A 7,772-nucleotide genomic window follows, 5' to 3' on the forward strand; every position below is an offset into this window, starting at 1 on the left:
GCCGCCTCATAGCCCGGAAAGGCCTGTGAAGGTATGAGGTCCCTCGTGCCGGTGTGACGTCCTTCACTCAGCGTTGTATTCCGGCCACTCCCCATCCGGTCCGTGACCCTTCGGTAGCTCGCGGTAATGGAATCCTTCGGGCATGGCAGTGGTAGCAGCTCCCCGCCCCCTTCTGGGAGCCATACTTCTGTTGTTCGTCAGCGCCGCATGGGGGTCGGCTTTTCCACTGATGAAAGATCTCATCGTGCGTATGCCGGTGGCGGACCTGCTCACCGAGCGGTACGGCATCGCGACGCTCGTCCTGGTCGCACTCCGGCCACGATGTCTACGGGGACTGTCGGAGAGCACGTGGCTGACCGGCATCCTGCTCGGCCTGCTGTTCGGCGTGGGTCAGACGGCCCAGGCGGTCGCGCTGCACGACCTGCCCTCTCCAGTCTCGGGGTTCACGGTCGGTTCGTACGTGGTGATCACCCCGGTCCTCGGGCTGGTCCTGCTCGGCGCGAAGATCTCCGGCCGTGTCTGGATCGCGGTGGCGCTGGCACTGGCCGCGATGACCGCCTTCACCCTGCTGCGCGAGATGGAGGGCGGCGACATCTCCCTGCCCGCGCTGGTCACCACCCTGCTGTCGGCGGTGCTCTACTCGGGGCACACGCTGCTGCTCGGCAACTCCGCCCCGGCACGGCAGCAGGCCTACGCTGTCACGGTGATCCAGCTCGGCACCATCGCCCTCATGACGGGCGTGCTCGCCGCGCCGGACGGTCTCACCCTGCCCGCCACGGCGGGCGACTGGGCGATCCTCGGCCATCTGTCGATCGTGGCCTGTGCCCTCGGCTTCCTGGCCCGCTCGTTCGGCCAGGTCCACGTCCCGCCGGTGCCCGCGGCGGTGATCCTGTCGGCCCAGCCGCTCTGGGTGACCGCCCTCGCCGTCGCCGTGTACGGCGAGCCGCTCACCTGGACCCTCTTCCTCGGAGGAGGGCTGATCGCCTTCGCCATGCTCCTGGTCGTGCTGCCGGGGAGGCTGTTCAGATCAGTTCGTCGGGGGAGAGGCCGAGTTCCGCCGCGGTAGCCGTACGGACGTATTCGGCCATGCGGGCACGGGTCAGCACGCGCTTGTGCACGGTCACCTGGGTGGACAGTCCGTCGATGAGCGAGATGATCCGCCAGGTCGAGCCCTCGGAGTCGGCGCAGGTGAAGGCTCCGGCCCTGACACCCTCGTCGATGATCGCGCGAAGGGCCTGCTTCCAGCGCATGTCCATCCTGCGGCACATCTCCTCCAGGTCGGCGTTGCGCATCGACTCGGCCCAGGCGTCGATCCACAGGGCCCACGCCTTGGACTTGCCGGTGGGAGGGTAGAGCTTGAGCAGGGCGCGCAACCGTTCGGGTGAGGAACCGCCCGACTCCTCCACCTTGGCGAGTGCGTCCAGATCGAGCTGGGCCGCATAGGTGAAGGCCTGTGCGAACAGTTTTTCCTTGGTTTCGAAGTGATAGAAGAGCAGCGCCTGGCTGACCCCGGCGGCCTGGGCGATATCTGCTGTCCGCGTATGCCCGAACCCCTGTGTCGCGATGACATCACATGCCGTTCGGAGCAGATCTTCACGACGTAATCGCCCAAATCCCCGTGCCACAAAGGAACACTATCGGGTCAGAGGGATGCGCAATACGAATCGCGCACCTTGGGCACTGTCCTCTGCTTTCAAACTTCCGCCGTGCGCCTCGGCGATCTCCCTGGCAATGGGCAGTCCCAGCCCGGTTCCCCCGGCATCCTTGTTGCGTGCGGCGTCCAACCGGGTGAACCGGCGAAATACCACCTCCCGTTGTTCGGACGCGATTCCGGCGCCGTCGTCGACCACTTCCAGAACGGCCATGTCATTCCGTTCGGTCACGCTCACCGTGATTCGCGAAGCGGCGTGCCGCTCGGCATTGTCGGCCAGGTTCGTCAGCAGGCGCGCCAGCCGGAGCCGGTCGCCGATCACCACCACGCCGGGCTCCAGCTTCCGGGTCACCTCGACGCAGCGCTTGCGGCGGTCGAGCTCCTCGCCGACCAGTTCGCCCAGGTCGATCCGTTCCCTGGCCGCGGTCACGCCGGAGTCGAGCCTGGCCAGCATCAGCAGGTCGGAGACGATCGCCTGGAGCCGATCCAGGCTGAAGATCATCGCGTTGGCCTTGGTCTTCCAGTCGACGTCATCGGGATAGTGCAGAGCCTCCTCCACCTGGGCGCGCATGGCGGTGAGCGGGCTGCGCAGGTCGTGGGAGGCGTCGGAGGCGAACCTGCGCTGCTGCTCCGCCGCGTTCTCCAGCCGGTCCAGGGTCTGGTTGATCGTCTCGGCCAGCTGCCTGATCTCATCCCGCGCGGGCGGTAACGGCACCCGTCGGCCGATGTCGGTCGCGGTGATCTCCTCCAGTTCCTTCCTGATCGCGTTCACCGGCACGAGCGCGCCGGTGACCGTCCGATAGGAGCAGATCCCGGACATCAGCACGGTCAGCAGGCAGGCGCCGACGATGAAGGCGAACAACCCCGGATGGACGTACCAGGGGACAGGGCTGCCGATGGAGTAGACGATCCACTTGCCGTCCGGCTGGTAGCTCCGCAGGGCCACGACGTTCATGCACCCGCTGTGCAGCTGGGGGATGCCGCAGACCTTTCTGTCCTCCCGGGTTTTCGAGTCCGAAGGGGTGAAGTTCGTCACCCGGGGGGCGCCGGTCAGGTTCGGGGTCGAGGCGACGACCTGGCCGGCGGCGTTCAGGACCTGGATGGCCTCGGCCTCCCCTCGGGGCAGTACGGCGGGCAGCCGTTTCCCCTCGATGAGGCGGGCGATCTCATTGCCCGCGTTCGCCACTTCCGCGATCTTGAAGGTGCCCGCCAGGCCGTACAGGGAGATCGTCGCGACCACCGTGAGAGCGATACCGGACACCATGGCCAGGACGACGGCGACCAGTGTCAACCGCGTCCTGACGGAGTACGCGTTCCGAGTGATCACACTCTTTCCCTTGGATTCAAACGGTCACACTAGACGGATTAATTGCCGTTTCCTGGCCATTCATGGCCAAGTCGGGGCAAAGATCCCCCCTGCTTACACCGTAAGGCGCTGTAGAGCATTGCTCTGTACGGCTGATCTATCGCTGGTTAGAGTAAGTAAGTACTGATTGGAGCGGGCATGGACCTTGACGAATATCGGCTGCGGGCCAGGGCCTGGTTGGAGGCCAACGTCACCGGCGCCGAGGTCGAGGGCGCCTCGGACACGGGTGGCGTCACCGCCGCGAAGACCTTCATGGCACGCCTGTACGACGCGGGTTACTCGGGGATCACCTGGCCGCGGGAGTGGGGCGGGCAGGGGCTGACCCAGGCGGAGGAGCGGGTCTTCGCGGGGGAGGCCAAGGATTTCACCCTGCCGACCTACGTGTTCTCCATCGGGCTGGGCATGTGCGGGCCGACCCTGGTCGACCTCGGAACCCCCGAGCAGAAGGCGCGTCACCTCCGGCCGCTGCTGCGCGGCGAGGAGATCTGGTGCCAGCTCTTCTCCGAACCGGGGGCCGGCAGCGACGTCGCCGCCCTGCAGACCCGGGCGACGCCGGCCGAGGACGGCTGGGTGGTCAACGGCCAGAAGGTCTGGACCTCGGTCGCCCAGCACGCCTCCTTCGGCCTGCTGCTCACCCGTACCGACGTGGACGTGCCCAAGCACAAGGGCCTGTCGATGTTCATCGTGGACATGCGCGCCCCCGGCGTCACCGTCAGGCCGCTGAGGGACATGACGGGCCGTTCCCATTTCAACGAGATCTTCTTCGACGACGTGCACATTCCCGCGGAGAATCTGATCGGCCAGGTCAACGACGGCTGGAGCTGCGCGGTCACGACCCTCCTGCATGAGCGCCTGTCCATCTCCAGCGGCGTCGGCATGGGCGGTCAGAAGGACAACCCGGTCGCCTTCGAGTCGCTGCGCCACACCGTGGACACCGCCGACCCCGTGGTCAAGGACCAGCTCGTCGAGCTCTACATCCGCTCCCGCGCGCTCGCCCTGTTCAACCAGAGGCTCTCCCAGGAGACCAAGGCCGGGATCTTTCCCGGTGCCCGGGGCAGCGCCGCCAAGTTGCTGCTGGCCGAGCTGACCATGTTCCAGGCCGACCTGGCCACCTCGCTGGTCGGCCCCGAGGCGGTCGCCTACGAGGACGACGGCGGGCCGGCGGAATCCATCGCGCTCGCCCCCGCCATGTCCCTCGGCGGCGGCACCAACGAGATCATGCGCAATATCGTCGGCGACCGGGTGCTGAACCTGCCCCCCGAGCCTCGCATGGACAAGTCCGTGCCGTTCAGGGACCTGAAGGTGAGCGGGGGATCCTCCGCGTGACGCCGGGGGACTCGCCGATGGCCGAAGACCGCGGGAAGACCGGCCTGATCGCTGCCGGACACCGTGGGAAGACGGCCCTGATAACCGCCGGGCGGCGCCGGAGGACCGGCCCGGTCTTTACCAGGTTGAGGATCGACTCGGTTTTTGCCGGATGTCGCCGGATGACCGGCCTGACCACCGCGGATCCGATCATCGTTGAAAGGGCGGCACTCACATGAAACTCGTGCTCACCGAGGATCAGCGGGAGCTGCGTGGCGCGGTCCGTTCCTTCCTCGCCTCCGTCTCGCCGCTGTCCGCGGTCCGGCGGGCCGCCGAGTCCGGGATCGGCCACGACCCCGAGGTCTACCGGCGGCTCAACGGCGAACTCGGGCTCGCCGGCCTCATCATTCCGGAGGAGTACGGCGGAGCCGGAGCCGGATACGCCGAGCTCGCGGTCGTCCTGGAGGAGACCGGCGCGGCGCTGTTGCCGGGGCCGTTCCTGGCCACCACCTTCGCCGCGATCCTGCTGACGGAGGTGGCGGACAAGGAGCTGCTGCCCGGCATCGCCGCGGGAACCACGGTCGCGACCGTGGCACTCGACGGGGACCGTGCGCTCAACGGCGTCGAGGCCGACGTGATCCTGGCGATCGACGGCGCGCGGGTCCGGGCCGTCCGGGGCGGCGACCGTACCCCGTTGACCACCCTGGACCCGACCCGCAGGCAGGCGCGGGTGGAGCTGGGCCCGGGAGAGGAGATCGCCTCGTCCGAGGCGGCCGTGGCACGGGCCAGGGACCTGTTCGCGGTGGCGGTGGCCGCCGAGCAGCTCGGAGTGCTGCGGGCCTCGCTGGACGCCATCGTGGCCTACGCCAAGGTCAGGGTGACCTTCGGCCGCCTCATCGGTTCCTACCAGGGGGTCAAGCACAGGCTCGCCGACATGCACTGCAAGCTGGAGCAGGCCGAGTCCATCGTCCGCCACGCGGCCTGGGCGGCCGACGAGGCGCCCGGCGAGCTGCCCATGGCCGCCGCGCTCGCCCAGGCATACGTCGGCAGGGCCTGCTTCGAGGTGGCCCGCGACAATCTCCTGCTGCACGGCGGTATCGGTTTCACCTGGGAGCACGATGCGCATCTCTATTACAAGAGGGCCAAAGCCGACGAAGTGCTCCTTGGCCCATCGCGGACCCACCGAGCCCGTCTCGCCGAACTGCTGGAGCTCTGAAGAGGTCTGAGGAGGATCACATGCCCGAAATCAGCCTGCCGTTCGGCTTCTACCAGATCGCGGAGGCCGACCCGGACCGTCGTGCGGTGATCGACACCGACGGCACCGTGACGACCTTCGGCGAGTTGCTCGCCAGGGCCAACCAGGTGTCACACGGCCTGCGGGCTCGTGGACTCGGCAAGGGCGACGTGGTCGCGGGAGTGCTGCCCAACGGCCTCGACGCCGTGGTCATGCTGATGGCCACCGGGCAGGTGGAGCTGTACTACGTGCCCGTCAACTGGCACCTCACGGCTGCGGAGATCGACTACATCGTGGCCGACTGCGACGCCAGGGTCGTGGTCGGAGACCGGCCCTACCCGGCGGAGAACACGATCGAGGACACCGCCGAGCCGGCCACGGGACGGTCCGCCGAGCCGGCCACCGGACCGGTCGCGACCGCTACCGGACCGGCCGCGGGGCAGCCCGTGACCGTCCCCGAGGCAACCGCGGGGCAGCCCGTGGCCGCCGTGGGGGCGGATGCGAGACGGTTCGCGACCGTCTCCGAGCTGGCCGAAGGACAGCCCGTGACCGCCCCGGAGGGCCGGTCGTCCGGAGCGGTCATGTGGTACACCTCGGGCACCACCGGGTTCCCCAAGGGCGTGCAGCGGCCGTTGTCCGGCCGCGAGCCGGAGGCGGCCATCCCGCTCGCCACCTGGTTCCTCGGAGAGATCTGCGACCTGAGGCCCGGCGAGGAGATCCACCTGGTGACCTCGCCGATGTACCACTCGGCACCGTGCGCGCACACCCTCTTCGCGCTCCACCTGGGCCACACCCTGGTCATCACGCCGAGGTTCGAGCCGGTGAGCATCCTGGAGCTGATCGAGAAGCACCGCGTGACCAACGCCATGATGGTCCCGACGATGTTCCACCGGATGCTGCGGCTTCCACCGGAGGTCCGGGAGAGATACGACGTGTCGTCGCTCCGGCAGGTGATCCACACCGGTGCGGCCTGTCCGGTGGCGGTCAAGAAGGGGATCATGGACTGGTGGGGCCCGGTCCTGTATGAGTACTACGGCTCCACCGAGTCGGCCATCGCCTTCTCCATCAAGCCTCACGACTGGCTGGAGCACCCCGGCACGGTGGGCCGTCCCGTTCCGGGCTTCGAGGCGAGGATCCTCGACGCGGACGGTGAGGAGCTTCCCCCCGGCGAGCCCGGCATGATCTACGTCAAGTCCGGCCAGGGCGGCTTCCAGTATCGCAAGGACCCGGAGAAGACGGCCTCCAGCATGCGTGGTGAGTGGTACGCCCCCGGTGACATCGGCTTCATGGACAAGGACGGTTTCCTGTTTTTGTGCGACCGCCGTACCGATCTGATCATTTCCGGCGGGGTGAACATCTATCCGGCGGAGATCGAGGCGGCGCTGCTGGAGCATCCGTCGGTCGCCGACGTCGCGGTGATCGGCGTGCCCGACGAGGAGTGGGGTCACAACGTGGTCGCGCTGATCCAGCCGGTGCCCGGCTCCCGGCCCTCCCCGGACGAGCTGCTGGAACACCTCGGCCCGCGCATAGCACGCTTCAAGCACCCCAAGGTCGTCGAGTTCCGCGACGAGCTGCCCCGGACCCCCACGGGGAAACTCTCCCGATCCAGGGTCCGGGAGGAATACCTGCGCCCAGGTCTCAGGTAGGAGGGGGCTCGTCTCCCATCCGTCGTTCCACGACGTATCCACCCTCACCCACGAATCCGGTCACCCGGGCACCTTCTCCCATCAACCCGCCCAGTATGTCGCGTACGGCGTGTCGCCAGGCCTTGGCCGCGCCGGGGTCGGTGCGGCGCAGCGCCTCGATGTCCTCGGGCACCGCGACCAGCAGGGTGCGCGCGTCGGTTCGTCCGGGGATCGGGCGGTGGTCGCGGTCGGTCAGGGCGGCCACCGCGTCCGGTGGGACCGCCGGAATGTGGGGCTCTCGCCGGGTGGCGGCCAGGACGTGGGGTTCGGTGAGCCGCCAGACGGCGAGCACCCGGTCGGATTCGTCGCCGGCGTTGATCGCGTCGTCCATGGCGCCGTAGAAGGAGGGCAGGTACTCCTCGGGGCGGGCGCCGAGTTTGGCCAGGTTGAAGTGGGCGTTGCGGCGGATCAGTGGGTCGTAGGTCCAGGTGATCCGGTCCAGGCCCCGGGTCAGGGCCCAGGCGCGCTGGTGCAGTTTGAGGGCGAATCCGATGCCGCGGCCGATCGCGGTGCCGGTGACGTGGGAGTGCA

Annotated in this window: 7 protein-coding genes; 4 read left to right on the forward strand and 3 right to left on the reverse strand. The window is 68.3% G+C overall.

The genetic code is table 11. The features are described from left to right. The first annotated feature begins 142 nt into the window (after positions 1-142). Positions 143-1,066 (forward strand): DMT family transporter, encoded by a 924-nt coding sequence (locus CHC08_RS47150; protein ID WP_089213869.1) that lies wholly within the window; start codon positions 143-145, stop codon positions 1,064-1,066. Here CHC08_RS47150 and CHC08_RS47155 read toward each other — a convergent pair. Both CHC08_RS47155 and CHC08_RS47160 read right to left on the reverse strand, forming a co-directional pair. Next, positions 1,023-1,625, reverse strand: a complete 603-nt coding sequence (locus CHC08_RS47155; RefSeq protein ID WP_089213870.1) for a TetR/AcrR family transcriptional regulator — start codon at positions 1,623-1,625, stop codon at positions 1,023-1,025. The two genes, CHC08_RS47150 and CHC08_RS47155, sit on opposite strands and share 44 nt — an antisense overlap. Before the next feature lie 9 nt (positions 1,626-1,634). Further along, positions 1,635-2,978, reverse strand: a complete 1,344-nt coding sequence (locus CHC08_RS47160) for a sensor histidine kinase (protein ID WP_245879009.1) — start codon at positions 2,976-2,978, stop codon at positions 1,635-1,637. 177 nt (positions 2,979-3,155) lie between these two features. Here CHC08_RS47160 and CHC08_RS47165 point away from each other — a divergent pair, with 177 nt between their 5' ends. From CHC08_RS47165 to CHC08_RS47180, 3 genes are all read left to right on the forward strand, one after another. Next, complete coding sequence (locus tag CHC08_RS47165; RefSeq protein WP_089213871.1) at positions 3,156-4,343, forward strand: acyl-CoA dehydrogenase family protein; 1,188 nt, start codon at positions 3,156-3,158, stop codon at positions 4,341-4,343. Between the two features lie 214 nt (positions 4,344-4,557). Next, positions 4,558-5,538, forward strand: a complete 981-nt coding sequence (locus CHC08_RS47175; RefSeq protein ID WP_089213873.1) for an acyl-CoA dehydrogenase family protein — start codon at positions 4,558-4,560, stop codon at positions 5,536-5,538. A 20-nt stretch (positions 5,539-5,558) separates the two neighbouring features. Then, on the forward strand, positions 5,559-7,202 hold the full coding sequence (locus CHC08_RS47180; RefSeq protein ID WP_089213874.1) for an AMP-binding protein: 1,644 nt from the start codon (positions 5,559-5,561) through the stop codon (positions 7,200-7,202). Here CHC08_RS47180 and CHC08_RS47185 read toward each other — a convergent pair. Continuing rightward, positions 7,195-7,772: GNAT family N-acetyltransferase (locus tag CHC08_RS47185; protein ID WP_089213875.1), on the reverse strand; the 578-nt coding region annotated here is incomplete at its 5' end. The genes CHC08_RS47180 and CHC08_RS47185 overlap by 8 nt on opposite strands.

Source organism: Streptosporangium subroseum (assembly GCF_900188345.1).
Lineage (GTDB): Bacteria > Actinomycetota > Actinomycetes > Streptosporangiales > Streptosporangiaceae > Streptosporangium > Streptosporangium subroseum.

What these genes read in the sequence shown, in the direction of transcription:
- CHC08_RS47165 (WP_089213871.1), top strand. Translation starts at nt 3,156, where the DNA reads ATGGACCTTGACGAATATCGGCTGCGGGCCAGGGCCTGGTTGGAGGCC.
- CHC08_RS47175 (WP_089213873.1), top strand. Translation starts at nt 4,558, where the DNA reads ATGAAACTCGTGCTCACCGAGGATCAGCGGGAGCTGCGTGGCGCGGTC.
- CHC08_RS47180 (WP_089213874.1), top strand. Translation starts at nt 5,559, where the DNA reads ATGCCCGAAATCAGCCTGCCGTTCGGCTTCTACCAGATCGCGGAGGCC.
- CHC08_RS47150 (WP_089213869.1), top strand. Translation starts at nt 143, where the DNA reads ATGGCAGTGGTAGCAGCTCCCCGCCCCCTTCTGGGAGCCATACTTCTG.